Below are 15969 nucleotides of genomic sequence, written 5' to 3' on the forward strand. Positions count from 1 at the left end.
CGCCGGTTTCGTTCTCCAGGGAGGGTACCACTGCTTGAGCTCCTGCTTTACGCGTCCTACGGTCCTACCCGTTCCATAGGGGAGTTCATGACTGTCGAGTACAAGCTCAGGATTCGGACGAGCACGAAGCTCGGCGCGGGAACCGATGCGAACATCTCCGTCGCCCTGGTGGGCACGCGAGGTGAGAGTGGCCCGCACGTGCTGGACAAGCCCTTCCACAACGACTTCGAGGCGGGCGCGGAGGATGTCTATTCCGTGCAGGCCCCGGACGACGTGGGGGAGCTCGTGCTGCTGCGCTTCGGCAACACCGGAGGCATCGCGGCGGACTGGCTCTTGGACCACGCGTGGGTGACGGCCGGGGAGCGGCAGTGGAGCTTCCCCTTCTTCCGTTGGGTGCGGGGTGGGGCCACGGTGGACGTGCTGGAGGGCACCGCGAAGCTCGCGCGCCATGCGGGCTGTGAGCGGGAGACCGCTGCGAGGCGGGAGCTGCTGGAGGCGCGCAGGCGCATGTACCCGTGGCGTCCGGCGGAGGCGACCGAGGGGCTTCCGGGCGCGCTGGACCTCAGCGAGTCACGGCCCCTGCCGAAGGACGAGCTGTACCGGGGGCTGACGGAGGGCAGCTACGAGGTGGTCATCGCCAGGACGCTGGCCGCCATCAAGCTGCACCTGCCCCTGCTGTCCAAGGCCTGGAACGGGCTGGTGGACATCTTCGACTTCTTCAAGGGCCTGGAGGTGCCCCGGCTCGCCCCGCGCTGGCAGGACGACCTGGAGTTCGCGCGTCAGGCCGTGCAGGGCATCAACCCGCTCCACATCACCCTCATCCCCCAGCTGCCCCCGGGCATGCCGCTGACGGACGAGGACGTGAAGGGCATCCTGTCCCCCGACACCACGCTGGCCCGGGCGCTGGATTCCAAGCGCATCTTCCTGCTCGACTTCGACATCCTCGAGGACATCCCGATGTACCGGAAGGTCGACGAGGACGGCGTGGAGGAGCGCCGGTGGGCGCCCGCGGCGCGGTGCCTCTTGTACCTGGATGACCTGCGGCAGCTCAGGCCCCTGGCCATCCAGCTGGGGCGCGACGGCGGGAGGGACCCCGTCTTCACGCCGAACGACGACACGTACGACTGGCTCGCGGCGAAGATCTACCTGCGCTGCAGCGAGGGCAACACGCACCAGATGGTGGCGCACGCCCTGCGCACGCACTTCGTGGCGGAGCCCTTCGTGATGGCGACGATGCGCAACCTCCCGGACCCGCACCCCGTCTACAAGCTCCTGCGCCGGCACTTCCGCTACACGCTCGCCATCAACGAGGGCGCACGAAAGGGGCTGCTCGCCGCGGGCGGGGTGTTCGACGACTTCATCGCCACGGGCGGCCCCGACAAGGGACACCTGCAGCTGGGCAAGAAGGGCTACCAGCGCTGGAAGCTCACGGACAACCGGCCCCGTCAGGACCTCGAGCGCCGGGGTGTGCTGGACCCGGCGGTGCTCCCGTACTACCCCTACCGCGACGACGCGCTGCCCTTGTGGGATGCTCTGGAGGAATACGTCGGTGGGGTCCTCCGGTACTTCTACCCGACCGACGCCGACCTCGAGGGCGACACCGAGATGCAGCACTGGTGGAAGGACCTCACCGAGCACGGGCTGCCGGTGGACAAGCTGCCGTGCCGGGAGCTGTCGCGCGTCGACGACCTGGTCGACATCCTCACCACCGTCGTCTTCACCGTCAGCGTTCAGCACGCGGCGGTGAACTACCTGCAATACGAACACTACGCCTTCGTACCCAACGCGCCCCTGTGCATGCGCAGGGAGCCTCCCCGACAGAAGGGGACGCTGCGCGCCGAGGACATCCCCGAGATGATTCCCTCCAAGTCCCAGACGCTCTGGCAGGTCGCCATCGGCCGGGCGCTGTCCAGCTTCGGCGACGACGAGGAGTACCTGCTCCACGAAGGAGGCTGGCGGGAGGAGTACTTCCAGGAGCCCGAGGTGAAGGCCCTGCGCGAGCGGTTCGAGCAGCGCCTGCGCACCCAGCGCGACGTGGTGGCGGCGCGCAACGCGGGCGCCCAGGTGCCCTACACCGTGCTGAGTCCCGACCGGATTCCCTGCGGCATCACCGTTTGAGCCCTGGAGACGCGCGTGCCCAACCTGCTCTCCCGAGGTCTCTTCAACCTGTTCTTCGGCGGCCGCCGCGCGCCCCTGGCGAGCCTGCCCGGGCCGACGCCGGGCCTCCTGGGCAACCTCGGTGACTTCCTCGGCACCCAGCCCTGGGAGGTCTGCGCCCGCTACGCGCGCGAGTACGGCCCCGTCACCGTGGCGTGGTTGGGGCCGTCCCCCGCGCTCATCCTCAACGACGCGGACGTCATCCACGAGGTGATGGAGACGCGGCGGCTGGAGTTCGAGAAGGGCAACATCGGCGAGCAGATCCGCCACTCCACCACGGACGACACGCCCTTCATCGCCGAGCAGGGTGACGACTGGTCACGCAAGCACGCCATGGACCCGCTGGCGCAGCCCTGGACGCCCGCGTGGCAGGCGGCCCAGGTGGAGCCGCTGCGCCGGGCGCTGCTCGAATCGGTGGAGGCCTGCTTCGCGCACCCGTCCGTCGACCTGACGCCCACGCTGCGCAAGATGACGTTCGACGCGTTCTGCGTGGCGACGGTGGGCGAGAAGCTGCCGGCGTCGTACTACGACGACTTCATGCTGCTGGCGGCGGGCGCGGACGCGCGCATCCAGGCGAAGCTGCCGCTGCGGTTCGTCTCGGCGCCCAAGGGCTTCGAGGCCGCCAAGGAGCGCTTCTACGGCGTGTTCGCCCGGAAGATCCACGAGGCCAGGCAGGCGCGCTCCTCCACCGCCGTGGATTTGATGTCGTGGACCTTGCGGGAGATGCCCCGACTCGACGACCAGGTGCACGCCCACCTGCTCGGCGGGTTCTTCTTCGGGGGTGTGTTCTCCTCGAGCACGACGCTCGTGGGTGCCTTCCATCAACTCAACAAGTACCCCGCCACCCTGGAACGGCTGGCGCTGGAGTCCGACGCGCTGGCCCAAGGCCCCTTGAGCCTGTCGCGGCTGGTGGCCGAGGCCCCGTGGGGCGAGGCCGTGGCGTACGAGGCCCTGCGCATCCTGCCCGCGGTGCGCGTCTTCATGCGCCGCTCGCCGCTGACGCCCTCGCGGCTGGCGGGCGTCACGCTGCCGCCGGGCACCACGCTCATGGTGTCCAACCAGCACCTGCACCGCGACCCGAGCCACTGGGCGAGCCCGGAGACGTTCGACCCGGAGCGCTGGCTCCACGGGGGCGCGGCGAGAGACCCGCTCGGCAGCGGGCACTTCTTCCCCTTCGGCCGGGGCCCCCGGGCCTGCGTGGCCGGGGACTTCGCCATGGTGTACCTGCGCACGGCGCTGGCCACCTTGAGCGCCCGCGCGCGCATCCACGTCGATTCGACGGAGCCCTTCGAGGAGGGTTTCTTCTTCGGCGTGGTGCGTCCCCAGGGCGTCACGGGCAGAATCATCCCGCGAGAGCGGTCCACCCTTCACCCCGCTTCCCTGGAAGCCCCCCTCCCCCCGGCAGTGGAATCCGCATGACCTTGTTCCGACATCCCCGAGACCGCATCCCCGTCCTGTTGTTCACCCTGATGTTCGCCCTGGACCTGACGGTCTTCTTCACGGCGACGAGCTGGTGGTTGCCCATCCTCTGGCTCGGCCTCGGAGTCATCCCCAAGGGGTGGATCAGCGCCTGGAACCACCACCACCAGCACGTGACGATGTTCCGTCACGCGCTGCCCAACCGGCTGTTGGAGATCATGTTCGGTTTCCAGACGGGCGTGACGTCCCACGCGTGGTTCCTGCACCACGTGGTGGGCCACCACCGCAACTACCTGGACCAGACCAAGGACGAGGCCGGGTGGAAGCGCGCCGACGGCACCACCATGGGTGAGGTGGAGTTCTCCGTCCTCAACTGGCTCATGGCGTATCCGCGCGCGTACCGCGTGGGCCTGTCCCATCCGAAGGCGCTGCGCGTGTTCCTGGGCATGGGCGCGCTGCAGGTGGCGCTGCTGGGCGTGCTGTTCTGGCACAACTGGTACAACGCCCTCTTCGTGTTCCTGCTGCCGATGGCGGTGTCGCTCTACGTCACCGTCTGGGCCACCTACTTCCACCACGTGGGGCTGGACGTCACGGAGCACTCGCAGGCCTCGTACAACATCCTCCACAAGGGCTACAACCTGATGACCGGCAACCTGGGCTACCACACCGCGCACCACACCAAGCACGGGTTGCACTGGTCCCAGCTGCCCGAGCTCCACGCGCAGCTGGCCAAGGACATCCCGGCCACGCTCTACCGTCAGCCGGGCATCCCGTTCGTGTGGAGCGGCACCGAGGCGAAGATCGACCCGGCGGAGTCGGAGCTGGGCGCCATCGCGCAGTGACGACGTGCCGGGCCTCGGGCGAGGCCCCGAGGCTCCCCGCCGTGCCCGCTCCCTGCACAGGGGGGCGGGCATCCCGCGCAACCGCCAGCATCGCGACGGCTTGCGGCTGCCGAGCCTGGGGCTTCTGCCTTCTCCGCCGCGCGCCTTGACCGCCCCACCCCATATCCCTGATACCGGCTCCGGCGCTCGTTGAGATTGCGTCGCAGAACCAACTAGTCCGGGATTGCGGATGTTCTTGCCGGTCACCCCTCTCGCGCTGTTGCTCTCGGTGGCCTCGCCGCCTCCGGCCTCGTCTGCCTCACCGGAACAGGCGCCCGCCAGCGCCGAGGCGACTCAGGAAGCACCGCCCACGGACGAGGTCCAGGTCCCCCGCCGCATCGACAGCGTGGTGGTGCCCTATCCCCAGGCGGAGCAGGCGGCGCGGCGCGAGGGGGAGGTGGTGCTGCGGCTGACGCTGGATGAGACCGGCGTCGTCACCGACTCGGAGGTCGTCCGCTCGGCGGGCCCCGCCTTCGACGAGGCCGTGCGCACCGCGAGCCTCTCCTTCCGCTTCGAGCCCGCGCGCGTGCGCGGCGAGCCCGTGGCCTGTCAGATCGAGCTGGTCCACACCTTCCAGCTCGACACGCCGCCACCCGTCGCCACTCCGGAGACACCGACGGAGGCGCCCACCGCGGCCGCCGAGGCCACGGCCACCGCGCCCGAGGAGAAGAAGCGGGAGACCACCGTGTCCGGACGCTCGGACGCGGAGCGCCAGCGGCAATCCGCCGAGGCGGTGAAGGTCGTGAGCGTGCAGCGCGCGCGTGCCCGCTCGGTGGACATGGGCCAGGTGCTGGCCGCGCAGGAGGGCGTCGAGGTGCGCCGCACGGGCGGGCTGGGCAGCTCCGCCTCCTTCACGCTCAACGGCCTCACCGACGACCAGGTCCGCTTCTTCCTCGACGGCGTGCCGCTGGACCTGTCCGGCTATCCGTTCGGCATCGCCAACGTCCCCGTCAACCTGGTGGACTCCATCCAGCTCTACCGGGGCGTCGTCCCCATCCGCTACGGCGCGGACGCGCTGGGCGGCGCGGTGAACCTCACCTCCACGCCGCTGGAGCCCGGCGCGCATGGCGCGGTGTCACTCCAGGGCGGCGCCTTCGGGACGCTCCGGCTCACGCTGGGCGGCGGCTACAAGCCCGCGCCGACGGGCTTCTACGCCCGCGCGCACTTCTTCGCCGATACGACGAAGAACAACTACGCCATCGACGTCGAGGCCGCGGATGACCGGGGCAACCTCCGCCCCGTCACCGTCAAGCGCTTCCACGACGGCTACGAAGCGCTCGGCGGCGGCGTCGAGGTGGGCTTCACCGAGCTGTCCTGGGCGGACCGTGTCGTCCTGCGCGCCTTCGGCTCCCGCAACGACAAGCAGCTGCAACACAACCTGGTGATGGCCGCGCCGTACGGTGAAGCCACGTACGACGCCGACTCCCTGGGCGCGCAGCTGCTCTACGCGAAGACGCTCTCGCCCACGGTGCGCCTGGACGCGCTGGCCGGCTACGCGTGGCAGGCCACCCGCCTGGTCGACATCGCCGAGTGGAGCTACGACTGGTTCGGCAACCGCGTCTTCCCGCGCGAGCTGCCCGGCGAGATTGGCGGCGGCGCCATCGACCAGACCGTCTGGCAGCAGACCGCCTATGGCCGCGTCAACGTGGGCTGGGACGTGGCGGCGTCACACACGCTGCGGCTCGCGCTCGCGCCCACCGTCACGACGCGCACGGGCGAGGAGCGCCGCCGGGCCAGCCCCAGCGACCCGGACAGCCTGGCGCCCCGGCGCACCCAGCTCACCTTCGTCACCGGGCTCGAGTACCAGGTCGACCTGCTCGACGACGCGCTGGAGGTCATCGTCTTCGGCAAGGACTACCTCTACCAGGGGCGCGCCCGGCAGCCCCTGGCCGTGGGCGGCTGGCTGGACAAGGACAAGGGCCTCCACCACCTGGGCGGCGGCGCGTCGATGCGCCTGCGCCTGGGCACCCCGCTCTACCTCAAGGCGAGCTACGAGCGCGCCACCCGGCTGCCGCGCGCGGACGAGGTCTTCGGCAATGGCGTGCTCGTGCTGGAGAACCTGGACCTGGAGCCCGAGCACAGCCACAACCTCAACCTGAGCCTCTCCACCGTGCCGCTGCGCACCCGCGCGGGCAGCTTCCGGGGCGAGGTCAACGGCTTCGCGCGCTTCGCCGACAACCTCATCCTGCTCACGGGGCGGGACCGAGACTGGAGCTACCAGAACGTGTACGGCGCCCGCATCCTCGGCGTCGAGCTGTCCGCGGGCTGGACTTCACCGGGCGGCCTCTTCAGCGTGGACGCCAACGCCACCGCGCAGGACCCGCGCAACGCGTCCAGCGAGGGGACGTTCGGCGACTTCGACGGCCGGCGCCTGCCGAACAGGCCCTGGCTCTTCGCCAACGCCACGGCCCGCCTGTCGCTGCGCGGCCTGGCGCTCGCGGAGGACGAGCTGTCGCCCTTCTGGAGCACGCGCTACGTGCACGGCTTCTTCCGCAACTGGGAGGGCCTGGGGCTGGAGTCCACGAAGGACGACCTGGACGCGCAGTTCGTCCAGGCGGCGGGCGTGGGCTACCGCGTGCGCCGGGGCAAGCTCACCGTGGGGCTCACGGCGGAACTGGAGAACCTCACCGACGCGAAGGTGTTCGACTACTACGGCGTCGAGCGGCCCGGCCGCGCGGGCTGGCTCAAGGGCACGCTCGAGTACTGATGGAAGTCACCCTCGCGCCCGCATGCACCCGGGCGCGAGGAGGAAGCGACGCCTCAGCGCACCTGGAGGAACTGGTAGGCCCAGCCCTGCACCTCGAAGCGCTTCACCGGGGTGCCGCTGACGCCCAGCTCCCACACGGCCGTGCGGGCGTAGTCGGCGGTGGGCAGCAGCAGGAAGGTGCGGCCCTCGAGGGTGAAGGCGTAGTAGCCGCCCGCGATGAAGCCCAGCTCGTCGATGGGCGTCGCGGTGTTGCTCGCCAGGTTCACGCGCCAGAGCTTCCAGTGCAGGCCGCCGGTGATGACCCCGGGCGCCGTCGTCGGGGTGATGTCCACGTTCTCATGGTGGAAGACGGCGACCACGCCCACGTCGTTGCCCAGGTAGCGGAACGCCGCCGTCTGACGGCCGCCCACCAGCGAGGACAGCGAGCGCGTCCACGCGGCGTCGAGCTCCGTTTCGCCCGCCTTGATGCGCACCACGCACGTATCGGGCGCGCCGTCCTTGAGCAGGGGCGCCGCGCTGCTGAACACCCAGTTGCTGAAGTAGAGGTTGCCGGCCTCGTCCTGCGTCGCCACGTCGAGCCCCGGGCAGGGCGCGTCCAGCAGCTTCACCAGGCTGTCGTTCGCCTTCGAGTAGACGGCGATTTGAGACGTGGGCAGGAAGTCGAAGTAGTTGCCGTCGGTCCAGTAGAACGCCTGGAACACGTCGTTGCCGCGCGTGACGCGGGCGCGGTCGAAGCCGGTCTTCACCACCAGGCCCTCGCGCTCGCGCACCAGGCCCGGCGCGTCGGCGGTGCCGGAGATCTGCATCGTCGTGGGGTTCCACACCACGCGGCGCGACTCCTCCAGCGACATGTACGCGCGCGTCGAGTCCACGAACTGGTTCAGGTACAGCGGCGCCGAGGCGGTGAAGCCGTAGTTGGCGAAGCTGATGCGGCCCGCGGCCACCAGCGAGCCGTCATCGCCGACGGTGAAGCGGGAGATCTCCGGCTTCTCGCCGTCGCCCACGAAGAGCTGGCCCTCGACGGCGCCGATGGTGGCGTAGCCGGAGTGTTCGCTGGCCTTGGTGAGGTCCAGGCTGGTGATGTCCAGCGAGTCGAAGAGGCTCACGTACGTCACGGCGCCGTTCGTCTGGGAGACGGTCGTGGCCAGGCTGTAGGCGGGCTTCTCCGTGGGCGTCGGGTCCGGCGGCGTCTTGTCGTCGTCGTCACCGCAGCCCACCAGGGCGGAGGAGAGCAGCAGCGAGGTGGCGGCCGAGGCCGTGGCGAAACGGCGGAACGTACTCATGGGGACAACTCCGTCTTCGGGGGGGAGGGGTGAAGCTCAGGTCGGCACGGGGGCGGGGGCCTCCGGTTCGACCGGTGCGGTGGAAGGAAGGACCGGGGGCCGCTGGAGGCGGCGGATGACGCCCGCGGCGCCCACGAGCACCAGGACCAGGGCGAACAGGCCCAGCTCCGTCGCCAGCAGGTGCGCGGAGCCGGAGGCGAAGGGCAGCCGCCCGGTCCGCGCCGCGTCGAGGAGGGGGACGAGGAACAGCAGCACGCTCGCGCCCCAGAGCAGCCGGCGCGCGTGCCTCGCGGGCGAGGCGTCCAGCCAGGCACTGGCGATGGACAGGGCCCACGTGGCCAGGAAGACGGTGTGCTCCCAGAAGGGCCGCTCGGGCAGGTCCGCGGGCAGCAGCTGGTTGGCCACGAAGACGCCGCCCACCGCGAGCGCGAGCCCCGCGCAGAAGCCCGAGGTGAGCTTCGCGAGCGCGGTGTCGAAGCGGCCCTGCCCCTTCGCGCGCCGGCGCTCCAGCCACAAGAGGTTGCCCGCGAGGATGCCGAACGCGGAGACGAAGGCCAGCAGCGCGTAGAGCACCTTGGCGGGGAAGCGGGCCCAGGTGGCGAAGTGCAGGCCGTACAGGGGGTCCATCACCTGCGAGTACAGGGTCCCGCCCCCGGTCTCGCGCGCCCAGAGCAGCTCCCCCGTGCGGGCCACGCGCACGTGGGTGAAGGCGTGGAGCGTGCCCTCGCGCTCACCCGGCAGGTGGACGGTGCCGTTCTCGTCCCCCAGGTGGTCGAAGAAGAAATGGCTGTGCTCGGACTGGGGGAAGCGCTGCTTCGCCACGGCCAGCGCATGCGCCAGGTCCGGCGCGCCGGCATCGCGCCCCACGGCGGCGGGCGGCGTGGGCCAGTCCACGATGCGCTCACGCGCCTTCAGGTCGCCGTCCAGCGACGTCTTCACCACGGCGGGTTCGAACCAGTCGTCCAGCCAGAGGACGCCGCCGGTCACCGCGAAGACGAGCAGGAAGGGCGCGGTGATGACGCCAATCACCTTGTGCGCGTCCGACCAGATGACCCGCCGCGCGCCCTTGGGGCGGAACTGGACGAGCTCTCGCAGCATGCGGCCCAGTTGGAGCAGCAGCCCGGTGCCGATGAGCAGCACCAGCACCGCGGACGCGATGCCCGTCAGGTGCGCGCCGCCGGGGATGGGCTCCAGGAAGTGCATCGCGTTGAGGAACTCGCCCAGGTCGCTTCGCTCTCCGAGCTGACGCCCGGACACCGGGTCCACCCAGAGCGGCTTGATGGCCCCGTCCGGAGACATGCGCCACAGCCGCAGCCAGGGCTCCTCGGAGGTGGGCAGGGAGATGCCGAACCAGACGGGATGCGCCCGGGTCTCCGCCTCGGCCAGCTGCTGCGCCAGCTCCACGGCCCGCGCCTCCGTCACGGCCACGGGCGCGCGGAACGTGGGCTCCTGCCAGGGCGACAGCTCCTCCGCGAACAGGGCGAACGCGCCCAGGAAGAACGTCACGAACAGCACCAGCGACGACAGCACGCCCGCCCAGGCGTGCGCGTCCCAGAGGATCTCGTAGGCCCGGGGCGACAGCTTCACGTGAGCACCAACACGAGCGACGACAGCGCGCAGACCAGCGCGCAGCCGCCCCACGCGCGCGCGCCGCTCCGGGAGAGCAACGCCAGACACACGCCGGTGGCCACCGCGGGCAGGACGACGAGCAGCGCGAGCAACAACCGGACGTCCTCCGCCACGGGCAGCACCGCCGGCAGCGCCAGGCTCGCCAGCACGGCGGCGGCGGGGGCCGCGGTGACGGCGGCGGAGATTCGCGCGGCTCCGTGCTGGTGCGCCATCCTCAGGCGCCTCCCAGCCACAGGCCCGCGAGCCCCAGCGCGCACACCGGCCAGACGAAGCGCGTCGCCCGGGGCCACAGCGGCACCGCCAGCGCCAGCACCGGCGCCACCAGCATGGCCAGCACCACCGCGCACGTCAGCCCCACGCCCCACCCCTGCGCCCTCACCGCGAACGCCACGGACGCCGTTATGCACAGCGCGCCCAGCGCCCTCGCTCGGTGGCGATGGAGTCCGTCCGGAAGCGCGACGCCACGGAGCACGGCGAGGCCCAGCACCATCAGCAGGGTCGATGTCGCCATGTCCTCCTCGGGGGCACGCGGAAACTTGAGAATGATTCGCAGTTGCGAATCGCGCGCAGTTCAACTGCACCCGGGAAGGGATGTCAAGGCGCGTCGGGGAGCCGTCCTGGAGGGTCTCCGTCTATGCCTGGAACACGGGTTTCCGGCGCTGGGATTGGACGCTGGACGCCTGGAATCCAGGGGTCATCCGGAGCAGAGGACCAGGCTCGGCCGCGCGCATCCGGCCACGCGTCTTGCGCCAACCCGGAGCGTTGCTGGAGCGTCCCCCTGCGAGAAGACGCGTCGCCCCCGGCACAGCCCGTGACGACGAGGACGACGCCGAGGAGCCAGAGGCCAGGACGCATTCCACACCTCCACGCCTTCCAGGGTGGAAGGCACGTGGCGGGAATGCTGTCACTGGCGTCTGACGCGCCTCAGGGCGCGTTGAAGAGGCTCGGGTCGCTCTGGCGGGAGCGGAACAGGTCGACGATGTAGTTCATGCGCTGGTCGAACTTCGACCAGTCATTGGCCGACGAGCCCCTCAGCGAGTTGGGCGTCTTGTCGTACTGGCCCAGCAGCCGGTTGAGGTCGCCGCTCTCAATCGTGCGCAGGTGCTCGGGGAAGGCGCCCTGGTTGCCCGGCGTGATGTCATCCCCCAGGCTGAGCGAGCCATTGGGCAGGCCAATCTTCATCATGTGCTCGGTCGCGAACTGGCGGAACTGGCCGGCCAGCGCGTCCACCACGCCGTCGATGGCCTTGTCCACCAGGCCCGTCGCCTCCGCGCCCTTGTAGGCGAGGTTGCCGGGGAACGGCAGCGCGTTGCCGAACCCATCCACGATGCCCTCGGCGATGGGGCGGAAGGTCTCCTTGAGCGGCGCGTTGAGCGCGCGGTCCACCTCGCCCTGGATGAGCGACTGCTCGTGCACGCCCACGCGGTTGTTGGCGGCCAGCATCAGCTCCGCCTTCTTGTTCGGGTCGCTCTCGAACATCGCCTTGGCGTAGTCGGCGAAGGCCGCCTTGAGGTTCTCCTTCCCGGGCGGGAAGGCCGCCAGGTACTTCTCCACCTTCGCCGCGTCGTACTTCGTGTCGCCCTTGAAGGTCTCCGTGAAGCGCTGGAACTCCGGGGCGATGTCCTGGAACAGCTTCTTGTTGCCGTCCGCGATGGCGTCACTGACGCGGTTGAGCGCGTCCCGGATGGGGACCTTCAGCCCCTCCACCAGCAGCGGCGCCACGGGGCTGAGCACCGACAGCGCGCCCGCCGTCAGGCCACTGGCCCAGGCGTTGCTGTTCTTGAGCTGGTCCATGAAGACCTTGGGCAGGTCCTCCTGCCGGATGCTCACCCCGGCCTGCTTGGATGCCCAGACACCGAAGGTGGCCCAGTTGGCGTTCTCCTTGCCGAGCAGCCCCGCCATGTCATTGGACAGCTGGAAGTAGCCCTCCGTGATGGCCTGGTTGCGCGCCACCGGGTCCGTCATGTTGGAGATGGCCTCGATGTCCAGCCGGCCGCCCCGGGGCGGCGTCGCGGGGCTCTCCGCCAACGTCCGCTGCGGGTTGAGCTCCAGCCGAGGCTTCGCGCCCGGCGCCTCGAACAGGGACTCGTCCCGCAGCACGCGGTTCGGCGCGGCCGGCTTCGCCTGGGCGGGCGTCTTCTCCGCCGGCGGCGGCTCCGGCGGACGGACGACGGGCTGGCGACGGCGGTTCAGTTCGTTGATGGGGCTCATGTCTGGATTATCGGAGGCCGAGAACCCGGGTTGCCACCGAACCGTCCCTCACGCCCCACCGGAAACAATCACTGGCGGAAACCCCTTACGCGGAATCATCCGACAGTGAGCTTCTCCACCGCGCCATGGAGGATTTCCAACTGCCGAGGCACCCGCTCCACCAGCTTCCCCGACACCGGGTCATTCGCGATGCGTCGCAAGGGGAGCTCGGGCATCGGCGGCGGCGTCTGTCCCTTGCGCAGGGACTCCGCCAGCACATCCAGCGTGCCGCTCGCCCTGTGCGCGACCACGTCCAGCACCTCCGAGGAGGCAATCACGCCCTTCTGCTCCCCCAACGCCGTCACCGAGGCGGCCAGCCTGCGCGAGTACGTCAACAGCGCCATCGCGGGCTCCAGCCGGTGCGCGGGGCCCCGGTACTCGGCCATCAGCCGCTCGAACGAGGCCTCCGCGTCGAGCAGCGCCAGGCCCAAATCCCTCCGCGCCGCGCTCACCCGGGGCTCGCGTCCATCGCGGCTCGCCGCCACCTGGCGGAAGTAGTTCCCATCCGCGAGCAGCACCGTCGCCGCCGCGTCCGGGAAGCGCCGCCGCTCCGGGTAGGGCCACAAGAGCCACACCCCCGCCAAGGCCAGCACACACGCCAGCAGCACCCCGAGCGCGCGGTTCTCCGCCACCGTCCAGTCCCCCGCGCTCAGCGTCGCGAGCAGGAGGAAGTCCGGGGTGAGCAGAATCTGGAAGGCGCCGAAGTTGAGGGGCAACAGCGACACGGAGGTGGCCGTCAGCACCCCAATCACCACGATGAGCACCAGCGGCGAGCCCACCTGCGTGGCAATCACCGCCGCGAGCGTCCCGCCCAATAGCGTGCCCGTGACGCGCTGGAGCGCGCGCTCCTCCGTGTTCGCCGAGTAGGGCTGCAGGATGCCGATGGTGGAGAGCACCACCCAGTACGCCTCGCCCAGCCCCAACGCGCGCGTGAGCATCAGCGCCACGGCGGCCACCGTCCCCGCGCGCAGCGCATGGCGCAGCACCACCGAGCGCGAGTGCAGGTTCGCGCGCAAGGGCTGCAGCAGCGGCCGTCGCTCGTCGGAGGGCAGCAGCGACCGGGCGTTCTCCAGCGACACCGGGTCCCCGCGCCGCATGGCCATGGCCGCCCGCTGCGCCGCCACACAGTGGCCCCGCAGGCGCGCGAGCAACTCCGTCACCGAGACGGGGACCACCCGCAGCCACGAATCGTGTCGCCCCAGCTCCTCGCTGTTGGTGGGGAACAGGGGCCAGTAGACGGCCGCCGCCTCCGGGGAGAGCGACACCTTGGCCACCCGCTCCGAGATGTCCGCGGACCAGTCACACACCCGCGCCACCTCCTCGCGCACCGGCCCCAGCCCGCGCTCGGGGCTCGCCACCTCCATCGCCTGCTCCAGGGCGAACAGCACGCCGAGCAGCTGCTCGCTCAGCTCCAACAGCACGAGCAGGTGCTCACCGCGCAGCGTCTCGTCCGCGCGCCCCACCCGCGTGGTCGCCAGCGTCTGGCGCGCCTTCTCGATCTTCGCGCGCAGGGGCAGGTGCCGCGCCGTGGCCACCGCCCACGTGTCCGCCGAGGCGCCCTCACGCGACAGCGTCGCCAGGTCCCTCGCTCCCGCCGCCAGCGACAGGTACACGTCCGCGATGGCCCGGCGCGAGGGGCGGTACGGATGCACCGGCCACAGCACCAGCGACTGGAGCATCGCCCAGCCGCCGCCCAACAGCAGCGCGCCTCCGCGCGTCAGCGCCGCGTCCAGCTCCACCGCGTGCGCCCCCAGCGACGCCACGAAGATGACCGCGAGCTTCTCCCCCACCGAGCCCGCCGTGTCGCCGTAGCACCGCGCGAAGGTCATCACGAAGACGCCCACGAGAATCAGCGTGGCGTCCAGCCACAACCGCCCGCCCGCCAGCGCCGCCACGGTGCCCACCAGCGCGCCGAGCATCGCCACGGCCCCCATCACCCTCGCCCGCCCCTGGTACGCGCCGCCCGGGTTCGCCAGCGTCACCAGCAATCCCGTGAGCCCCGTCCATCCGGCGTCCTTGAGGCCCAGCAACGTGGCGAGCGAGTACGGAATCGTCACGGCCAGCGCCGCGCGAATCCCCAACGCCCAAGCGGGCCGGCCCGGCTGGAGACGAAAGAATCTCCGGAGGTGACGCCACAGACGGTGCATCCCCACGACCTCCCCAGTCAGCGGTGAATGTCCTCATGTGGCCATGACCCGCCGCGTCGGTAAGCGTCGCGGGCGCGCGGGGACGCCCGACAGGTGTCGGGCGCCCGGGATGCCCGCGGGCGACCTCATGCCTCCTCGCACGCCACCAGGGGCGCCTCAGTACCCCACGTGCAGGCGCCCTGGTGGCAGCGCGGCCTCCAGTCGACGCACCTCGGACTCGGGCGCCTTGTCCATGCCCAGCTTGAACTGCTTGAGACGGGCGAGCGGCGACAGGTCCTCCGGCAGCTGCCCCAGCTCGCCTTGCAGGAACCCCGCGTGGGTGAGCCTGGGCATGCGGCCCAGGCCGTCGACGAGGGCGCGCAGCTTCTCCGGCGGCGTGCCGAAGAAGCGCCACCACCAGAGCTTCTTGAGCTTCGGCAGCCGGGTGAGCACCTCGGGGAAGGTCTCCAGCCCCTTCGCGTCGAGGTACAGCTCCTCCAGGGACTCCAGGCCGGCGAACGACTCCGGCAGGCGCGTGAGGTGCTTGCAGTAGCGCAGGCTGAGCTTTCTGAGGGCGGTCAGCTGGCCCAGCTCCTCGGGCAGGGACGTCACCGGCAGGTCCTCGAGGCTGAGCGAGCGCAGCGCCTTGAGCTCACCGATGCGCGGTGGCACGACGTCGATGGGGTTGAAGTCCAGCGTGAGCCCCTCGAGCGCGGTGAGGGAGAAGACCTCGTCGGGAATCACCTTCAGCTTCTTCTGCGCGAGCGAGAGCCTGGGCGCCTTCTCCCCGCGCGCCACCTTCTCCCGCACGGCCGCGAGCGCCTTCTCCACCGGCCCGAGCTTCGTGTCGGCCAGCACGGGCTGCCCCGCGCGCAACATCGCCCGCAGGCGATGACCGCGGTGTCTTCAGTCCGGCGAGGCGGTGAGTCGTGGGAGACTTCCCAGCTTGAAGAGCTGGAAGGCGGCGAGCACCCCCGCGAGCAGGACGGCGGCCCCGACGAGCGCATTGCCTCCCCCGAACAGCTGAAGCAGCCCCATGCCGAGGTCGATGACACACAGCACCCAGCCCACCGTGGCACTGCGAGACCTCGCGAACAGCAAGGTGAGGGCGATGATGGGCGACATCAGACACAGGCTGCCCAACAGCATCACGCCACGGGGCGCACCCAGCGCGAGGGACGTGCTGAACAGGGCCTCGAGGATGAGGATGGCGATGACGCCCACCTGCACCCGGGTCAGGTCTCGAAGGAGCGCCGTCCGGACAGCCTCTGGCGCCTTGTCGCGGGCAAGGCAGTCCGCGCAGTGCGTCCGCTCCACCACGAGCAAGTCCGGCAGACAGGCTTCGCAGAAGAACCCGCCGCAGCGAGGACAGGGCTGGGCATCCTCCACCTCGGGGTGCCGCGGGCAGCGAGGGCCATCCAGCGCCGGCAACGGCTCTTGGGGTGACTCCACGCGGTCTGTCGGAACAGTCTTCTCCATGCTCGACAGACAACAGCACCCGGGCGCGGAATGCCACG

12 protein-coding genes are annotated in these 15969 nt (G+C 70.7%); 4 read left to right on the forward strand and 8 right to left on the reverse strand.

What is annotated here, in order from left to right:
• The first annotated feature begins 87 nt into the window (after window positions 1-87).
• From VZQ01_RS05540 to mxcH, 4 genes are all read left to right on the forward strand, one after another.
• On the forward strand, window positions 88-2118 hold the full coding sequence (locus VZQ01_RS05540) for a lipoxygenase family protein (RefSeq protein WP_426747072.1): 2031 nt from the start codon (window positions 88-90) through the stop codon (window positions 2116-2118).
• 15 nt (window positions 2119-2133) lie between these two features.
• On the forward strand, window positions 2134-3576 hold the full coding sequence (locus tag VZQ01_RS05545; RefSeq protein WP_223751519.1) for a cytochrome P450: 1443 nt from the start codon (window positions 2134-2136) through the stop codon (window positions 3574-3576).
• The gene (locus VZQ01_RS05550) at window positions 3573-4418 is read left to right on the forward strand and encodes a fatty acid desaturase family protein (protein ID WP_223751518.1); all 846 of its coding nucleotides are present in this window, start codon (window positions 3573-3575) and stop codon (window positions 4416-4418) included. The genes VZQ01_RS05545 and VZQ01_RS05550 overlap by 4 nt, the downstream gene beginning before the upstream one ends.
• A gap of 229 nt (window positions 4419-4647) precedes the next feature.
• Window positions 4648-7164 (forward strand): TonB-dependent siderophore myxochelin receptor MxcH, encoded by a 2517-nt coding sequence (mxcH, locus tag VZQ01_RS05555; RefSeq protein ID WP_426747073.1) that lies wholly within the window; start codon window positions 4648-4650, stop codon window positions 7162-7164.
• A 53-nt stretch (window positions 7165-7217) separates the two neighbouring features.
• Here the strand turns inward: mxcH and VZQ01_RS05560 are convergent, their stop codons facing one another.
• The 8 genes from VZQ01_RS05560 to VZQ01_RS05595 form a co-directional block, all read right to left on the reverse strand.
• Window positions 7218-8447: a DUF4374 domain-containing protein gene (locus VZQ01_RS05560; protein WP_223751516.1), complete on the reverse strand. Its 1230-nt coding sequence runs from the start codon at window positions 8445-8447 to the stop codon at window positions 7218-7220.
• A gap of 36 nt (window positions 8448-8483) precedes the next feature.
• Complete coding sequence (locus VZQ01_RS05565) at window positions 8484-10034, reverse strand: PepSY-associated TM helix domain-containing protein (protein WP_223751515.1); 1551 nt, start codon at window positions 10032-10034, stop codon at window positions 8484-8486.
• Window positions 10031-10288, reverse strand: coding sequence for a hypothetical protein (locus VZQ01_RS05570; RefSeq protein ID WP_223751514.1), 258 nt, complete (start codon window positions 10286-10288; stop codon window positions 10031-10033). Before VZQ01_RS05570 ends, VZQ01_RS05565 begins: the two co-directional genes overlap by 4 nt.
• A gap of 2 nt (window positions 10289-10290) precedes the next feature.
• Window positions 10291-10467, reverse strand: coding sequence for a hypothetical protein (locus VZQ01_RS05575; RefSeq protein WP_426747074.1), 177 nt, complete (start codon window positions 10465-10467; stop codon window positions 10291-10293).
• Window positions 10468-11000: 533 nt separating this feature from the next.
• A complete protein-coding gene (locus VZQ01_RS05580) occupies window positions 11001-12287 on the reverse strand; it encodes a DUF2515 family protein (protein WP_426747075.1) in 1287 nt (428 codons plus the stop codon).
• A gap of 95 nt (window positions 12288-12382) precedes the next feature.
• Window positions 12383-14473, reverse strand: coding sequence for an FUSC family protein (locus VZQ01_RS05585; RefSeq protein WP_223785038.1), 2091 nt, complete (start codon window positions 14471-14473; stop codon window positions 12383-12385).
• Between the two features lie 156 nt (window positions 14474-14629).
• Entirely contained in the window at window positions 14630-15310 is a 681-nt protein-coding gene (locus VZQ01_RS05590; protein WP_426747076.1) for a leucine-rich repeat domain-containing protein, read from the reverse strand.
• A gap of 48 nt (window positions 15311-15358) precedes the next feature.
• The gene (locus VZQ01_RS05595) at window positions 15359-15931 is read right to left on the reverse strand and encodes a hypothetical protein (RefSeq protein ID WP_141332636.1); all 573 of its coding nucleotides are present in this window, start codon (window positions 15929-15931) and stop codon (window positions 15359-15361) included.
• Between the last annotated feature and the right edge of the window lie 38 nt (window positions 15932-15969).

The organism is Myxococcus faecalis (genome assembly GCF_050039385.1).
GTDB lineage: Bacteria > Myxococcota > Myxococcia > Myxococcales > Myxococcaceae > Myxococcus > Myxococcus fulvus.